General features: G+C 68.0%; 13 protein-coding genes and 4 pseudogenes. 15 read left to right on the plus strand and 2 right to left on the minus strand.

Going from position 1 to position 14,383, the window contains the following annotated elements; translation table 11 throughout:
• Positions 1-16: 16 nt before the first annotated feature.
• The 6 genes and pseudogenes from OHB49_RS42175 to OHB49_RS42200 all read left to right on the plus strand — a co-directional run.
• On the plus strand, positions 17-1,177 hold the full coding sequence (locus OHB49_RS42175; protein WP_329156852.1) for an aromatic acid exporter family protein: 1,161 nt from the start codon (positions 17-19) through the stop codon (positions 1,175-1,177).
• 612 nt (positions 1,178-1,789) lie between these two features.
• Positions 1,790-1,948 (plus strand): annotated as a pseudogene (locus OHB49_RS42180) (ISAzo13-like element transposase-related protein); the annotation flags it as partial.
• Between the two features lie 176 nt (positions 1,949-2,124).
• A complete protein-coding gene (locus tag OHB49_RS42185) occupies positions 2,125-2,580 on the plus strand; it encodes a hypothetical protein (protein WP_329156850.1) in 456 nt (151 codons plus the stop codon).
• A 500-nt stretch (positions 2,581-3,080) separates the two neighbouring features.
• The gene (locus OHB49_RS42190) at positions 3,081-3,179 is read left to right on the plus strand and encodes a pentapeptide repeat-containing protein (RefSeq protein WP_329166275.1); all 99 of its coding nucleotides are present in this window, start codon (positions 3,081-3,083) and stop codon (positions 3,177-3,179) included.
• Between the two features lie 156 nt (positions 3,180-3,335).
• Complete coding sequence (locus OHB49_RS42195) at positions 3,336-3,629, plus strand: LLM class flavin-dependent oxidoreductase (RefSeq protein WP_329166276.1); 294 nt, start codon at positions 3,336-3,338, stop codon at positions 3,627-3,629.
• Between the two features lie 322 nt (positions 3,630-3,951).
• Positions 3,952-4,317, plus strand: a pseudogene (locus OHB49_RS42200) (IS701 family transposase); the annotation flags it as partial.
• A gap of 39 nt (positions 4,318-4,356) precedes the next feature.
• Here OHB49_RS42200 and OHB49_RS42205 read toward each other — a convergent pair.
• The gene (locus OHB49_RS42205) at positions 4,357-5,559 is read right to left on the minus strand and encodes an IS110 family transposase (RefSeq protein ID WP_329156844.1); all 1,203 of its coding nucleotides are present in this window, start codon (positions 5,557-5,559) and stop codon (positions 4,357-4,359) included.
• Positions 5,560-6,060: 501 nt separating this feature from the next.
• On the opposite strand from OHB49_RS42205, the gene OHB49_RS42210 reads away from it, so the two are divergent.
• The 6 genes from OHB49_RS42210 to OHB49_RS42235 all read left to right on the plus strand — a co-directional run bounded on the left by OHB49_RS42210 (position 6,061) and on the right by OHB49_RS42235 (position 12,075).
• Entirely contained in the window at positions 6,061-6,621 is a 561-nt protein-coding gene (locus OHB49_RS42210) for an IS110 family transposase (RefSeq protein WP_329166278.1), read from the plus strand.
• 15 nt (positions 6,622-6,636) lie between these two features.
• Complete coding sequence (locus OHB49_RS42215; protein WP_329156842.1) at positions 6,637-7,137, plus strand: transposase; 501 nt, start codon at positions 6,637-6,639, stop codon at positions 7,135-7,137.
• A 413-nt stretch (positions 7,138-7,550) separates the two neighbouring features.
• Positions 7,551-8,222 (plus strand): hydrolase, encoded by a 672-nt coding sequence (locus tag OHB49_RS42220; RefSeq protein ID WP_443079459.1) that lies wholly within the window; start codon positions 7,551-7,553, stop codon positions 8,220-8,222.
• A 698-nt stretch (positions 8,223-8,920) separates the two neighbouring features.
• Positions 8,921-9,571, plus strand: coding sequence for a YoaK family protein (locus OHB49_RS42225; protein WP_329156840.1), 651 nt, complete (start codon positions 8,921-8,923; stop codon positions 9,569-9,571).
• A gap of 39 nt (positions 9,572-9,610) precedes the next feature.
• Positions 9,611-11,509: an amidohydrolase gene (locus OHB49_RS42230; protein ID WP_329156838.1), complete on the plus strand. Its 1,899-nt coding sequence runs from the start codon at positions 9,611-9,613 to the stop codon at positions 11,507-11,509.
• 53 nt (positions 11,510-11,562) lie between these two features.
• Entirely contained in the window at positions 11,563-12,075 is a 513-nt protein-coding gene (locus OHB49_RS42235; RefSeq protein ID WP_329156836.1) for a DoxX family protein, read from the plus strand.
• 170 nt (positions 12,076-12,245) lie between these two features.
• Here the strand turns inward: OHB49_RS42235 and OHB49_RS42240 are convergent.
• Positions 12,246-12,428, minus strand: a pseudogene (locus OHB49_RS42240) (telomere-protecting terminal protein Tpg); the annotation flags it as partial.
• Positions 12,429-12,530: 102 nt separating this feature from the next.
• On the opposite strand from OHB49_RS42240, the gene OHB49_RS42245 reads away from it, so the two are divergent.
• From OHB49_RS42245 to OHB49_RS42255, 3 genes and pseudogenes are all read left to right on the plus strand, one after another.
• Positions 12,531-13,028: a hypothetical protein gene (locus OHB49_RS42245; protein WP_329156834.1), complete on the plus strand. Its 498-nt coding sequence runs from the start codon at positions 12,531-12,533 to the stop codon at positions 13,026-13,028.
• A 600-nt stretch (positions 13,029-13,628) separates the two neighbouring features.
• Positions 13,629-13,874 carry a hypothetical protein gene (locus tag OHB49_RS42250; RefSeq protein ID WP_329156832.1) on the plus strand — a complete coding sequence of 82 codons (246 nt, stop codon included), beginning with the start codon at positions 13,629-13,631 and terminating at the stop codon, positions 13,872-13,874.
• A pseudogene (locus OHB49_RS42255) lies at positions 13,871-14,383 on the plus strand (sigma-70 family RNA polymerase sigma factor); the annotation flags it as partial. The gene OHB49_RS42250 and the pseudogene OHB49_RS42255, both read left to right, overlap by 4 nt.

A 14,383-nucleotide genomic window follows, 5' to 3' on the forward strand; every position in this document is an offset into this window, starting at 1 on the left:
TGCCATCATCAATATCGTGCAAGATTCAACCATTCACCCGGAACGCGCGCCCGTGACGATGCCAGGGCCGATACCCCGCCTCGTCGGCCGGCTCCGCACCAAGCAGGCGGACCATGTGGTGCATGGCGCCAAAACCCTCATCGCGGCACTGCTCACCTGGGGCATCGTGGCCCCTTGGTCCACCGGGGGCCGGCCCTACATGGCAGTCGCCACGGCTCTGCTCATGGTCAACGCGTCCACGGTCTACCAGTCCGTGACCAAAGCAGCACAAAATGTAGTGGCCAGGGTCGCCGGGCTGGTCCTCGCCCTCGCGGCAGCCCGACTGCTGGGACCGACCGCGGGTGCCGTCGCGGTCATCGCGGTCATCGCGGTCCTGGCAGGCCCCCGCCGCACCGCTGAGGACCGACTCCAGATCGCCTCCACCGCAGTCATCGCACTGGCCGCCACCACAGCCGATCCCATGGGCAGTCTCATATCCCCCGCACTCCAGACACTCACCGGCGCGGCCGTGGGCATCGCGGTGAACGCCCTCGTACTGCCACCGCTCTACCTGAACGAGTCCGATTCCGCCGTACGCGACCTCGCCCGCTCCATGGGCACACTGCTGCACGACATGGGCACCGGCCTCTCCCGGCGACAGCTCACCTCGAAGGCCCACACCTGGCTGCACCAGGCGCGCAGCCTGGACGACCGCCTCACCCGTGCAGAGGAACAGGTGCGGCAGGCCAACGAGAGCCTGCGGTGGAACACACGCTGTGTCGCGCACACGCGGCGCAAGGAGACGGCCTTCAACGACGACGACACGTTCAGGGCCCTGCGCGGCGTGTCGCTCCAGGTGCGCGGAATCGCACGGACCCTCGCCGACAACGCGCACGACAACCACGCCGATCACCACCTGGGGCACCAGTTCCTCGACCAGTACGCCGAGACCCTCCAGCTGGCAGGAGCAGCCGTCCGGACATTCGCCGAACCCACCCCGGCAACCAGCTCACCGGACACATCCCCTCGCGAACGCCTGCGCGGAGCGATCGACGGCACACTGGTCTGGCACGACACCATGACCGACATGATCGCCCGGGGCACCCTCACCAAACCGGGCGCCTGGCACGTCTACGGCTCACTCATGACCGACGCGGAAAGACTGCTGGCCGACCTCGACCGCACAGACACGCGCTGACACGCGCCGACTGTGGTTTCACCGGTCCGCGCGGCCTTCGGCCACGCCGGACTTCCAGATCAGGGCCGCAGAAGCACCTGGCGTCGGAGTAGGTCAGCCACCCCGTATCCCGCCCCACCGGCGCCCTCACGCCGACCCCTTGACCCGCGCAGGGGCCCCAGGAGTCATGGACCGGGGCGACCGGCACGCCCTGACGGCCAAGGGCTCCCGGGTCGCACTGTGACGTGCCCGGCCGGGCGGGTGGGTCCGTGAACGACGCCCGGCCGCAGCCGGTCATGCAGACCTGCACCCTCCACCGCAGCCGCAGGGAAACAAGGCATCGCCTCCGGTCGCGGCCGTCGTCGATCCAGCATGGCGACCCGGAGGAATGTGCGGTCAACCGGCCCCGCGCTTGGCGGCGTTGTGCTGCCGCCCTCGCAACGAGCGGCAGCATCGGCCGGCGCCGGCGAGGCCGGGGAGCGGCTGCTGGGGCGCGGCGACGCACAAACCGCTGCTCATGCCGCCGCGGTGAGCGGGGCGGGGGCCGCAAGCCCGCCGAGGAACCGATCCGCCGGAGCCGCGCGTCCCGACGGTCAGCCGGTGAAGGGGTTAAAGGCTTCAGCCTCAGGCCCGGCTAGGACCCTGGAAGGCCAGCAGCACCCGGACCGCAACGCCGAGCTCCGCTCCATCGACGAGCAGGTCACACAGCGCCGAGCCGACCGCGAGCCGGTCGTCAGCGCCGACGCACAGAAGAAGGAGCCGCTCCGCCAACTGCCCGGCCCCGAGCGGCAGGCAACCGATGGAGCTACCGGAAACATTCCGACGCAACGACTCTCCGGGACATGGCGCACCTCACCCTCCAAGTAGTTCACCGTTCAACCACTTCGGAGTACTGTCGTCAGTGCCTCATCAAAGGCAAGCCCTCGCGGCCTGTTCTGCAGGTCACGCGGCAAGCAAGGAGAAAGATCATGGCTTTCAGGATTGCGCGACGCGCCGCTCTCGCGGCCGCCTCTGTGACCATCGCAGCAACTGGACTCCTCACAACGGGGGGCCCCGCCTCAGCAGCGGCCCACCCCACCGACGGCCGGACAGCCATCGTTTCCCACCACGTGCAGCTCCTCGACACCCATGACGACAGCCGCAGCCGGGACGCAGGACGGGCCAACAACGACGAAGACGCCCGCCGGCGCTGGGTCAACGACCAAATCGAATGGACCCTGCACCACAACCCGGCCACCCACAGGACGAACGAAGACGCCCGCCGGCGCTGGGTCAACGACCAAATCGAATGGACCCTGCACCACAACCCGGCCACCCACAGGACGAACGAAGACGCCCGCCGGCGCTGGGTCAACGACCAAATCGAATGGACCCTGCACCACAACCCGGCCACCCAGCAGACGAACGACGGCAACGACCGTTGACACCGGGGCACTGACCAGACCGAGTCAATCCGGTGCCACGATGGACCTCACCACCGGGTCCGGGACGAGTACAAGGGGCGTTCATACCGCCGAGCCCCCCCTTCATCCCTGCAATTCCCTTTGCTTCACGCACCCGCAGAGACTCCCTCGGCCGTTCACGCCGGCCAAGGGGCTGCCACGGCGCCTTCCGACCCACCGGCACCCGCATGCCGCGGCACGTGTCGCTGGCCCCGAGCTCGCCAAACGGGGCCCACAACACGGACTGACCCCGCCAGGCCCACGTGCCCGCTCCTGCACATCCTTCCCGGGCCGGCTGGCGCCGACGCCCGCAATTGCCGACGCCAGCCATCTGCCATGGCAGACACGATGTCCGCCATGGACAAAGTGGTGACGGCCAAGGAAGACCTCGCGTCCCGCCGTCGATATGCGGCGCTCCAACGGGAATCCCTCGACGGTGGCCATCTCGCATCAGTGCGCCTGCAACAGTTGTGGTTCACGCGGTGCACATTTCGCAGGGCACCCCGAGCGGCGCCTCCCTGCGAGGGGTCTACCTGGCGGGCTGCGATCTGACCGGAGCCGACCTCCGGGGGCGGAGCTGAGCGGCGCGCGGGGCCCGCCGCAAGGCGGTGGGTTCCGGACTGCTCGCAGAACTGCAGCGACCGTGAGCTGTGACTGGCTACGGGCGCCCTCTGCAGTTCGGATTTTCCCCGACGGCCGAGGCCTGCAGGATTCCCGCGCTCCCGGAGATCACGAAGGTGACCGATACAGCGGGCCTGGGTCCCCTCGGCGTCCAAGACCGCCCGTATCACGCGAAGTTTCGTGACGCCTGGGCGCTGATGGCGACCGTGCTGGCCCGTACCGAGCGTGTGCGGATGTGCCCTGATGTGTCGAGTCTGCCCCTGCCTCCTCCAGCGGTGATGGCGAAGATGGCAGCGAGCCTGGATGTGATGTCCGGCGGCCGGTTCGAGCTGGCTGTCGGGGCCGGGCTTCCGCCACCCACCAGGAAGCCGCCGGGGTCTCGTACCCCTACTTCCAGGCGATCTAGATAGCCAACCACCATGACAGGGGCCAGTGCGTCCCCATGCCGAAGATGACGTACGAGGCGCAGGTCTACGGCGGCCGGCGTGTTCTTCCCCGGGGAGTACCCAGGAAATCATCGACAAGATCCTGGCGCAGTACGAACTCTTCCGGCATGACCGCATAAGGAGACCGCCTCCCTCAGCGGAGAGGAAGCGACGGCATGACCGCGCCCCTGAATGTCGTCGCGGTGTCCAGCAGCCTGATCGCGCCGTCGAAGACCACGGCCCGGGCGGAGCTGATCCTCCAGACGCTTCAGGCCGTGAACGGCGTAGTCCCGGTGGCCAGGCCCCGCCCGAAGCATGGCAGCGGCTGTCCGCGGGAAGCGGCGCGAAGGGCGAGCGCTTCTACGACTGGGCCGCAGCCCGCCTGCCGGCCGTGTGAGAGTTCGACGGCGACGAACCCACCCGGCAACGCTGGATGCTGGCCCGCCGCAGCATCGCCAAGCCCGACGAGATCGCCTACTACCTCGCCAGCGCACCCCTGCAAGCCACCGTCGCCGACCTCGTGCGCATCGCCGGCTGCCGCTGGAAGGTCGAGGAATGCTTCCAGAGCGCGAAGAACGAATGCGGCCTGGACCAGTACGAAGTCCGCCGTTACGTGGGTTGGTATCGGCACATCACACTTGCGATGCTCGCGCATGCCTTCCTCGCCATCCTGGCCAGCCAGGAACGGGAAAAGGTGCCTCTATGGCTTTCGTCAAGCCGTAGCCGGTGTGGGCGGTTGGTAGAAGGTGCTGTCGCGGAGCATGGCGAAGAGGACGTCGATGCGGCGTCGGGCGAGTGCGATGAGGGCGGCGATGTGGTGTTTTCCCTCGCGGCGTTTGCGGTCGTAGTAGGCGCGTGACTCGGGTTGTGAGAGTGAGGCGAACGCGGCGAGGTAGAAGGCTCGTTTGAGTTGTTTGTTGCCGCGCCTGGAGGGGTGTTCGCCACGGATGGAGGAGCCGGAGTTCCGGGTCACGGGTGCGAGGCCGGCGTAGGCGGCGAGGTGGCCTGCGGTGGCGAAGCCGCTGCCGTCTCCGACGTCGATGAGGATGCGGGCCGCGGTCCTGATCCCGATGCCGGGCATCGAGATCAGGACCTGGGAAAGAGGGTGGGCCTCCAGGAGTTGCTCGATCCGGGTGGCGAGGAGTTTGCGCTGGTCAAGAACGGACTGGAGCGAGCTGGCGAGGCTGGGGACGATCAGCGCGGCAGCATCGGTGCCCGGCACGGTCACGGTCTGTTCGTCGAGTGTGGTGAAGATGTCCTGGACCAGCCGCTCAGCCATCCGCGGCGCCTTGGGACGTATCAAGGTCACGAGGCGACGGTGTCCGGCTTTGCGGATCTGGGCGGGTGAGCCGAACTGGTCCAGCAGTCTGAGCACTGCCGGATGCTGGATGCGCGGGCCCAAGACCCGGTCCAGGGACGGGTGGATCTGGGTGAGCAGGCCGCGGAGCCGGTTAGCGATCCGGGTGGACTCACCCGCAAGGTCGTCGTCGAACCCGGCGATCATCGCGAGCTCGGCAACGGTCTCGTCAGCGGGATCGATCGTCCTCAGGGTGTGGGGCATCGCTCTGGCAGCGTCCGCGATGATGAACGCGTCGCGGGCATCGGTTTTGGCCTCACCGGGGTAAAGATCGGCGATCCGCCGCATCGTCAGTCCGGGCAGGTAGGCGACCTGGCATCCCGCATCCCGGGCGACCGCCAGCGGCAGGGCTCCGATGGAAGCCGGCTGGTCGACGACCATCAGTACCGTTCCGTGCTTGGCCCGGAGCTTGTCGAACAGTTCCCGCAGCTTCGGTTCGCTGTTGGGCAGCGGCTTGTCGAATACCTTCTTCCCCGCCCGGCTCACGGCGGTGGCGTGGTGATCGCCCTTGCCGACGTCCAGGCCCAGATAGACATCGATGCCAGTCTCGTCCGTCATGCCCTTCGCTCCCGTGCTCGCGTTCTCCCCGGCCTCACCTGCGGCATCAGCGTGCCGACATCCACGTTACGAAGAGACTGCCCAAGGGGCGCTCGTGCCTCTAATCAGCGGTCTGCCAATGCCTCCGGCACCCGGCGACACCACCTTTTCGATCATCTCGACTGGGGGCTCAAGTCATACCGGGGCCGGAGGCCGGGAGCCTCACTGCGAGGCCACGAAGAAGGTAACTGTGAGAGTAGAGCTGCGGCCCGGGTTGGGCTGCTGTCAGGATCGGCGTCGACGTTCCGGCATGACTCACAAGGTAACTGACGGCTCGTCAGGGCTTGTCGTGCCCCCGAGATGTCTGCCGGACGTCGACGTCGGCCTGGCCCACCCCGTTGGCTTGATCAGCAGCTTGTCCGCCATTTCGACGTGACTCATCACAGTTCTGCCACGCGGTGACTCCACCCAGGCCGACCCCGACACGGTCGTCCCACTCATAAGGAGAACAACCGCGTGACCATGCTCGCAGAACAGGTCGACGGCGTCATCGGCGTCGACACCCACCGCGACACCCTCGCTGCCGCAGCCGTCAGCCCCATTGGCGCGGTCGTGTCCAGCACTGACGCCCCCGCCAACGCCCGCGGCTACCGGCGCTTGCTGGACTTCGCCCGCCAGCACGTTCCCGGCCGCCGCTGCTGGGCCCTGGAGGGCATCGGCAGCTACGGCGCTGGCCTGGCCGCCTTCCTCAACCAGGCCGGCGAGCGAGTCGTGGAAGTCTGCCGGCCAAAGCGCCCAGCCGTCCGTGGCGGGCGCAAGACCGACATGATCGATGCGATCCGCGCGGCCAAGGAAGCTCTGGTCAGCGAGCATCTGATCCAGCCTCGGCTCCGCGGCGAGCGCGAAGCCCTGCGTGTCCTGCTCGCCACCCGTCACGGAGCTGTACTCGCTTCCACCGCCGCGATCAACCAGCTCAAATCGCTGATCGTGTCCGCACCGGACGATCTCCGCGTGGAGCTGCGGAAACTCAAGCGGCCGGTCCTGATCGCACGCTGTGCTCAGTTACGAGACCGCCCGGCATAGGACATCGAGCGTCGCATGACCGTGCGGGCCCTACGATCTACCGCCCAGCGCATCCAGGCCCTGCAGGCCGAAGCGAAAGAGCTCGAGGGCGAGATGCTCCTCCTGGTCCGCGAGGTGGCGCCCGAACTTCTGGACCTGCTCGGCGTCGGGTCGATTACCGCTACTCAGATCCTGGTCAGCTGGTCCCACCCGGGCAGGTTCCGATCAGAGGCCGCCTTCGCCTCCTTCGCTGGCGTCTCGCCGATACCCGCCTCGTCAGGGTTGATCAACCGGCATCGACTCAACCGCAGCGGCGACCGGCAGCTCAACCGGGCTCTGCACACCATCTCGCTGATCCGAATGCGACTCGACCCGACCACGAAGGCGTACGTCGCCCGCAGAGTCGCCGAGGGTAAGACCTCCCGCGATGCGCAACGCTGCCTCAAGCGAACAATCTGCCGTCAACTCTTCAAGATCCTCGAACACTCCGACCGAGAGACCGGCACGAACTCCGAGAACCTCGTCCATGCGGCTTGACGCGATATAGCAGCCTCGGGGCGCTGGGCGGGACACTCCCGACCTCTTGGACCTCACACCGGCCGAGATTCGACGTCTGCTGGCAGTTGGACCCCGCCACGGTGCTCCGGAGCGCGACCACGCGATGACGTGGTCCCACTGGCGTCGCCGCCACCAAGCACGCGCCCGCCGCTGCCACCACGAATTAAGCCACTTGATCGAAGCATGAGGCAGTCCGGGGGTCGTAGCTTCGTCACGCACCCGGAAGACTTCCGGAACACGAATTAAGCCACTTGATCGAAGCATGAGGCAGTCCGGGGGTCGTAGCTTCGTCACGCACCCGGCTGTAAGGGATCGGCCCGGCCCCAGGGTCCGGTGCGGTCCATCAAATCTTCGCAGCGACCCGATATTTCGGGCAGATCTCTGCTGCACCCATGAAAGGCAAAACCATGTTTAACCATGTCAAGGCTGCTCCGAGTCCGGATCTGCTGACTCCTGAGAACGCGGTGATGCTGTTCGTGGATCATCAGCCGCAGATGTTTTTCGGTGTGGGGAGTGGTGACCGTCAGTCGATCGTCAATGCCACTGTGGGTCTCGGTAAGACCGCCAGGGTTTTCAACGTGCCGACTGTTCTGACGACGGTTGCCGCGGAGTCGTTCTCCGGTCCGATCCTGCCGCAGCTCGCGGAGGTCTTCCCTGGGCAGGAGATCATTGACCGGACCACGATGAATGCCTGGGAAGACCAGGCTGTGGTCGATGCGATCAAGGCGACCGGCCGGAAGAAGATCATCCTCTCCGGTCTGTGGACCGAGGTCTGCCTGGTCCTGCCGGCGCTGTCCGCGCTTGGCCAGGGCTACGAGGTCTACGTCGTGACGGACGCTTCGGGCGGTGTCAGCCCTCAGGCTCACGAGCACGCCATTTTGCGTATGGTCCAGGCCGGCGCTGTGCCGGTCACCTGGATCCAGGTGCTGCTCGAGCTGCAGCGTGACTGGGCCCGCGGGGAGACGTACGTCCCCGTGACGGAACTCGTCAAGGAGCACGGCGGCGCTTACGGCCTCGGTGTTGTCTACGCCCAGTCCATCATCGGTGCCCACGCGGCGGGCTGACCCTGCTGCCGGACATCGGGCCCCGCAGACTACCGGGGACGGTTGAGGAGGGACGCCTCACTGTCCCCGGTACACGAGGCAACCGGCGCAGCACCAGTCGGCCGTCGGTGCCCACGCGGCGGGCTGACCCTGCCGCCGGACATCGGGCCCCGCAGACTACCGGGGACGGTTGAGGAGGGACGCCTCACTGTCCCCGGTACACGAGGCAACCGGCGCAGCACCAGTCGGCCGTCGGTGCCCACGCGGCGGGCTGACCTTGTCGTCGGACTGTTGGCCCCCCTGATCACCGGGGGCGGTGAGGAGAGGGACCCTCACTGTCCCCGGTGCACGAGGCAACCGGCGCAGCACCAATCGGCTGTCGGACCCACATGCGGGCTGACCTTGTCGTCGGTCTGTTGGCCCCCCGGATCACCGGGGTGGGTGAGGAGAGGGACCCCTGCCCGCCCCGGTACATGAGGCAACCGGCGCAGCACCGATCGGCTATCGGTGCCCACATGCGGGCTGACCTTGTCGTCGGGCTGTTGGCCCCCCAGATCACCGGGGCGGGTGAGGAGAGGGACCTCCGCCCGCCCCGGTAACCAATCCGTGGCACTCAGGCGAAAGCACCAATTTCGCCTGATCCGTAATGCACTACGTCAGGAGGCGTTGTGATCGGCAGTTACCCCGGGAGCCGCAGGGCGGCAGGTCCGCCGGTACGCATGGACATGCTCCCGGTGGCGCTCACGATGCTGACCTTCGTCACCGGTCTCATGGACGCGATCAGCTATCTGGGCATGGGACATGTCTTTACCGCGAACATGACCGGCAACGTGGCCATCCTCGGCTTCGCCGCGGCCGGCACGCCCGGGTTCTCCGTGCTCGCTTCCCTGGTGGCCCTGGCCGCGTTCCTGGCCGGAGCGGTCGGCGCGGGACGCCTCGCGCTCTTCTTCCGCAACCGTCGACGCGGCCGGTGGGTGCGTACCGCTTTCGGTACGGAGGCGGTGCTGCTCGCCGCGGCCACCTCCGTCGCTTTCGCCGCTCCCGGCACCGCCATATACGTGCTGATCACGCTCACGGGGCTGGCGATGGGGCTGCGCAACGGCACGGTGCGCAGTCTCGCGGTGCGGGACATGACCACCACGGTGCTGACCCTGACGCTGACAGGTCTGGCCGCCGACTCCTCCCTTGCCGGCGGCTCGAACCCGGGTTTCGGGCGCCGCCTTGTCTCGGTCCTCACGCTGCTGGCCGGCGCCCTGCTCGGGGCCTGGCTGGTGCTGCACCACGGGCTGGGCTGGCCGCTGCTCGCCGCCACTGCCGGGGCGACGGGAGCCGCGATCTTCGCGCGGCCGTCGGCCGTAGCCGGCGCCTGACAGCACGCCATACCCCAACAATCTTTGGAGTTTGACCACATGCCTACGATGCCTGTCGGCGGGATTGTTCCCGCCGCCGAACACGCCCCGAACCATGTCGTCGCCGACGTGGTGGTGCGCAACGCCAAGCTCTACACCGGTGATCCGCGCCGCCCGCAGGCCAGCGCGGTGGCCATCAAGGACGGGCGGGTCGTGGTGGTCGGCGACGACACCGATGTCGTGCCCACGGTCGGCGCGCAGACCCGAGTGGTGGACGCGCTGGGCCGCCGGGTGATTCCGGGTCTGAACGACTCCCACCTGCACGTCATCCGTGGCGGACTGAACTACGTGCTCGAGCTGCGCTGGGACGGGGTCCCGACGCTGCGACAGGGCCTGGCGATGCTGCGTGAGCAGGCCGCCCGTACCCCCAAGGGCCAGTGGGTGCGTGTGGTCGGCGGTTTCTCGGCGGATCAGTTCGCCGAGAAGCGGCTGCCCACCGTTTCGGAGCTCAATGCCGCCGCTCCGGACACTCCGGTGTTCGTGCTGAACCTTTACCAGTCGGCCATCATGAACCGGGCCGCGGTGCAGGCGGCCGGCTTCACCAAGGACACTCCCGACCCGCGCGGCGGGCAGATCGTGCGCGGGAACGACGGTGAGCCCACCGGCATGCTGCTGGCTGCCCCCGGCGCCTTGATTCTCTACTCGACGCTGGCCAAGGCTCCCACCCTGCAGGGCGAGGACCTGAAGACGTCCACGCGCCACTACCTGCGCGAGCTCAACCGGTTCGGTCTGACCTCGGCGATCGATGCGGCGGGCGGGTTCCAGAACTTCCCCGACAACTACGGCACCGTCATCGACCTGGCCAAGGAAGGCCAGTTGTCGCTGCGGATCGCGTACCACCTCTTCCCGCAGACGGGCGGCCAGGAGATCGCCGACCTCAAGCGCTGGATCGAGACGGTCCGCCCCGGCGACGGCGACGAATGGCTGCGCCTGAACGGCGCGGGCGAGAATCTCACCTGGGCCGCTGCGGACTTCGAGAACTTCGCCGAGCCTCGCCCGCAACTGGGCGAGTACGAGGACGAGTTCGAGCAGGCCGTGCGCCTGCTCATGGAGAACGGCTGGGGCTTTAGGCTGCACGCCACCTACGACGAGACGATCCGCCGCGATCTGGCGGTCTTCGAGAAGCTCGCCTCCGATGGCCTGTTCCCGGCCGGCAACCGGTGGCTGTTCGACCATGCCGAGACCGTCTCCCGCGACAGCCTGGACCGAATCGCCGCCCTCGGTGGCGCCCTGTCCGTGCAGAACCGGATGTCCTTCCAGGGTGAGGCGTTCGTCCGCCGCTACGGTGCGGGCGCGGCGGCCGAGGCCCCGCCGATCCGTGCGATGCTCGACCGTGGCCTGACCGTCGGGGCAGGCACCGACGCCACCCGCGTGTCCTCCTACAACCCGTGGGTGGCCCTGCACTGGCTTGTTTCCGGTCGCACCGTGGGCGATCTGGCGATCTACCCGCCCGAGAACCGGGTCAGCCGCGAAACCGCACTGGCCATGTATACCCAGGCCGGTGCCAGTCTGACCGGCGAGGAAGACGTCAAGGGCATCCTCGCCCCCGGCTACTACGGGGACCTGGCGATCCTGTCGGACGACTTCCTCTCCGTTCCCGAGCAGGACATCCCGCACATCGAGTCGCTGCTGACCGTCGTCGGTGGCCGGATCGTCTACGCCGCCGGCGCATACGAGGGCCTGGATGAGCCCATCGGGTCGGTCAGCCCGCTGTGGAGCCCGGTCGCGCACTTCGGCGGCTACCAGGCCACCGTCAAGCCCAGCATCTCCGGCGCCCGCCAGGCCGACCTGCTCGGCCAGGCCGTCGCCGAATCCGAGCAGCACCGTCAGTGGCGCGCCGCACGCGGATACGTGCCCGAGACGGCGCCGGAGATATTCGACGCCTGCTTCGTGCTCTGACGGCATCAGATCAACCACTCGGCACACCACCAGGAAAAGTCAGGAACCGCGTAATGGATGCAGGACTGCTCGTTCTCCGACTCGTGATCGGGCTGCTCATCGCAGGTCACGGCCTCCAGAAGGTGAGCTTCCGTCTCGGAGGCCACGGCATCGAGGGTGGCGCTGCCGAATTCCGCGCGGATGGGTTCCGCGGCGGCCGCCTCACGGCGGCCGCCGCGGGACTCGGGCAGATCGGATCGGGTCTGTTCCTGGCCGCTGGAGGGCTCACGCCGATGGCGGCCGCCACCGCCATCGGCGTGATGACCGTGGCTATCACCGTCAAGCGGCGCAATGGTCTGTGGGTGCAGAACGACGGCTACGAGTACCCCCTCGTCCTGGTGGTCATCCCCGCCGTGCTGTCCCTCACCGGACCTGGCCGCTGGTCGGTCGACCACGCCCTCGGGATTGCTGACTGGCACCCCTGGTGGACCGCCGCTGCCGTCGTCCTGGGAGTGAGTGGCGGCCTGCTCACCCGGGCGCTCCTTGGATCACCGTCCACCAAGTGGCCGGTTTCCGCTAGCCGCTGACACGGCGAGGCCAGTGTCACAAAGCGGAGCAACTTTGCCCGTCAGCGGGACGGCGCGACGATCCAACATCGTCCGTCGTCCCGGGCATCGTTCGAAGCGCGCAACATGAAAGGCCAAGCGGGGTACCAGGCGACTCCTCTCGAACCCGCACAGCAGTGGAGCTCGTGGCCTTACAGGTCGAACTCGATGTGTTCCAGGTCGGTGTACTCAACCAGGAGCCCGGCGGCACGGCGGCCGCCGTCCTTGAAGTACGTCTCTTGGAGTCCTTCGGCGGCGATCTCCTGCAGCTGCTGGTCGGGCGCGTGATCGCGGGCTTCGAAGAGGCGGGCGGCGTAGGTGGGCGGCACGGCAACGCCTCCGCAGTCCACCGCCAGCTCATGGAGCGCGCAGAGGCCGAAGCCGGGAGCATGCGCGCGCAAGCGTCCGGCACTGCCCAGCCTGTCCCACCGAACCTCGTGGCTGTTCCAGGTGGGGCAGCCCTGTCGCAGGTGCCGCTGCTGGATCCGGTCCCGTCTCTGTCGACGTTCCTGCGCACGCTGCGCCGGGACCTGACCGCAGGAGAGCGCGCCGGGCACACCACCGGACCAGAGGCAGCACGCGCCCACGACGTGTTCGGCAAGCGGCCGGCGTCATGGCGTAACTACGCCTGGGAGAGCGACCACGTCCAGGCCCCGCTGCTGGTCGACGCCGACGGCGACCTGGTGCGCCCATGGATCACCTGGTTCATCGACACCGCCACCAAGGTCATCACCGGTACCGCTGCCACCCCGGGCCATCCCTCCCGCGCATCGGTACTGGCCGCCCTGCGCGCCGCCGTGGTACGTGACGATCCCTACGGCCCGGCCGGGGGAGTGCCGGAGCAGGTGAGGGCGACCAACGCTGATCCGCCCGATACTGCGGATCCGATCCTTACCGCACGCCTGCGGGCCACCCGTAAGACAACCACCAGCTGAGGGCGTGGTCGGGGCGCAACGCTCCGGCCACGCCCCATGAGTTGTGGCAGCGGTCGGGGCCCTGGGCCTTCGCGTGGGGTGGAGGAGCTGGCCTCGGCGCCGTTCGTGGTCAGGGGCACCCGCCGGGGGAGCGGGCCGCCTACGCGCTGGACCGGCAGGTCGGTGCCGGGCGGGGCTGAGTGTCAGTGCCCTCAGCTACGGTCGTGTCGTCCTCGCGTGGGGACTGGTCCGCTCTCGCCTGGCCTCCAACACCGGCCAGGCGAGAGCGGTCACGCTCGCTCCCCATCATTCTCGGCACGGGAGCGAGCCCTTCCGGATGGGAAGGCCGACACCGAAGGTGTCATGCGTCCATTGACGGGGGTCTGCCGGGGGATTGCAAGGAAAACCCGGAACTTCTACCCGTAGGCGCTGCGGTTGCGCTTTCTCCGAACCGGATCGGTCATCTCCGTGCGCCCAGGGTGCGATCTGCGACTGTCATTGTTCCGTGATTCCGTGATCACGTGGCGTAACAACTCTCGTTCGGTTCAAGCTGGTTGCCCTTCCCCGGGGAGCGGATTCGGCACCCGCGACCCGGGGAGCTCCACGGCTTCCGGATGGGCCATGGAGCACCAGGCCGACACCAAGGAGTTGCGCATGGGACTCAAGCAGATAGTGATCATCACGGCGACGGTTCTCGCCTGGAGCCTCGTGATGACGGCGATGGGCCAGGCCGCCGCGATCGCCGCCCTGGCCCCCGTGCTCGGGCTCGTCGTGCAGCAGATCATTCGCGCCACCCGTGCCCAGGCCGGGCCGCCCTCGAAGAACGGCGTGGACGCGGTGCCCGACAAGGAGGGCAGCGCCCCGTGACGACCCCCATCGAGCCGCCGGCACCTCCCGCCAAGCCGGCGCCCCTGCGGCCCGGGCGCAAACTCGGACCGATCGCCGACGGCGTGGGCAACATCCACCGCGCCTGGCTGGAGCAGCTGCGCTACAGCTACCTGACGAGCGGACTGACCCTCAGCGACCTCAGCACCAGGGTCCCGCTCGCCAAGTCGAAGCTCTCCGAGCTGCTACGAGGAACCGGGCTCTACCCGCGATGGGAGATCATCCTCAGCCTGGCCCTCCAGCTACAGATGCCCGGATGGCCCCTGTACCGGCTGTGGCGGCAGGCAGCGTTCGAGGCCCAGAAGTCGAGCGACTGGATTGAACGGTGCAGCGACAAGGCCTCGGTGACAACGTCTCAGGTGCCACCCCTGGACCACCGTGCGTTCCGCGAGATCGTGGACAACGACTACCTCTTCTACGCGCAGGTCTTCCTCGACGACGACCAGCGCGACACCGCCGTCTCCAACACCTTCGACATTCTCTGGCTGCGC

The organism is Streptomyces sp. NBC_01717 (assembly GCF_036248255.1).
In the GTDB taxonomy this organism is placed as follows: Bacteria; Actinomycetota; Actinomycetes; order Streptomycetales; family Streptomycetaceae; genus Streptomyces.